At 47.6% G+C, this 1,683-nt stretch carries 1 rRNA gene; it reads right to left on the bottom strand.

The features are described from left to right. Positions 1–34: 34 nt before the first annotated feature. Positions 35–1,551, bottom strand: a 16S ribosomal RNA gene (locus EV215_RS10350). Between the last annotated feature and the right edge of the window lie 132 nt (positions 1,552–1,683).

Raw genomic sequence — 1,683 nt, 5'->3', positions numbered from 1 at the left:
CAAATAAAATAGAGAAAGAAGCAAAACTCCTTAGAAAGGAGGTGATCCATCCACACCTTCCGGTACGGATACCTTGTTACGACTTCACCCCAATCATCTATCACACCTTAGGAAACTCCCTCCCGAAGGTTAGGCCGTTTACTTCAGGTGCAACAAACTCTCGTGGTGTGACGGGCGGTGTGTACAAGACCCGAGAACGTATTCACCGCGACATTGCTGATTCGCGATTACTAGCGATTCCAACTTCATGTAGTCGAGTTGCAGACTACAATCCGAACTGAGAGCGGATTTTTGAGATTTGCTTACTGTCACCAGCTTGCTTCTCTTTGTACCGCCCATTGTAGCACGTGTGTAGCCCAGTCCATAAGGGGCATGATGACTTGACGTCATCCCCACCTTCCTCCTGCTCGTCGCAGGCAGTCTCGCTAGAGTCCCCAACTTAATGATGGTAACTAGCAATAGGGGTTGCGCTCGTTGCGGGACTTAACCCAACATCTCACGACACGAGCTGACGACAGCCATGCACCACCTGTCACTAAGTTCCTCCGAAGAGGCACCAAAGCATCTCTGCTAAGTTCTTAGGATGTCAAGGACTGGTAAGGTTCCTCGCGTTGCGTCGAATTAAACCACATGCTCCACCGCTTGTGCGGGTCCCCGTCAATTCCTTTGAGTTTCACTCTTGCGAGCGTACTCCCCAGGCGGATCACTTATCGCATTAACTTCGGCACAGAGGTTCGACCCCCCACACCCAGTGATCATCGTTTACAGCTAGGACTACCAGGGTATCTAATCCTGTTTGCTCCCCTAGCTTTCGCGCTTTAGTGTCAGTACTTGTCCAGTGAGCTACCTTCGTCATCGGCATTCCTACAAATATCTACGAATTTCACCTCTACACTTGTAGTTCCGCCCACCTCTCCAAGACTCTAGTAAATCAGTTTCCAACGCAATACGGAGTTGAGCTCCGCATTTTCACATCAGACTTAATAAACCACCTAGACGCCCTTTATGCCCAATAATTCCGGATAACGCTTGCGACATACGTATTACCGCGGCTGCTGGCACGTATTTAGCCGTCGCTTCTTCTGTAGGTACCGTCACATTCTTCTTCCCTACTGAAAGCACTTTACAATCCGAAGACCTTCATCGTGCACACAGAATTGCTGGATCAGACTTTTGGTCCATTGTCCAATATTCCCCACTGCTGCCTCCCGTAGGAGTAAGGGCCGTGTCTCAGTCCCCTTGTGGCCGTTCACCCTCTCAGGCCGGCTACCTATCGTCGCCTTGGTGAGCCGTTACCTCACCAACTAGCTAATAGGACGCAAAGCTCTCTCATAGCGCATATAGCTTTCATGAATAAAAGATGCCAATCATTCATAATATCTAGTATTAGCAGTCGTTTCCAACTGTTGTCCCAGACTATGAGGCAAGTTCTTTACGCGTTACTCACCCGTCCGCCACCCTAATAAGTTCCGAAGAACTGTTTGAGTAGACTTGCATGTGTAAAGCATTCTGTCAGCGTTCATCCTGAGCCAGGATCAAACTCTTCATACAAAATATATATTAACCTAAAAAGGTTACACACTCAAATTAACTTATGGAATTGATATGTATTAATATCAGTTTCCCGCTTCTTTCTCTATTCAATTTGTAATGTCCTTTTCGTCAATTCCCTTGACGCGAGAT

Origin of the sequence: Hypnocyclicus thermotrophus, from assembly GCF_004365575.1 — a bacterium.
Taxonomy (GTDB): Bacteria; Fusobacteriota; Fusobacteriia; order Fusobacteriales; family Fusobacteriaceae; genus Hypnocyclicus; species Hypnocyclicus thermotrophus.
Note: the sequence above shows the minus strand (reverse complement) of the source record. Positions and strands in the feature narration are given on the sequence as shown.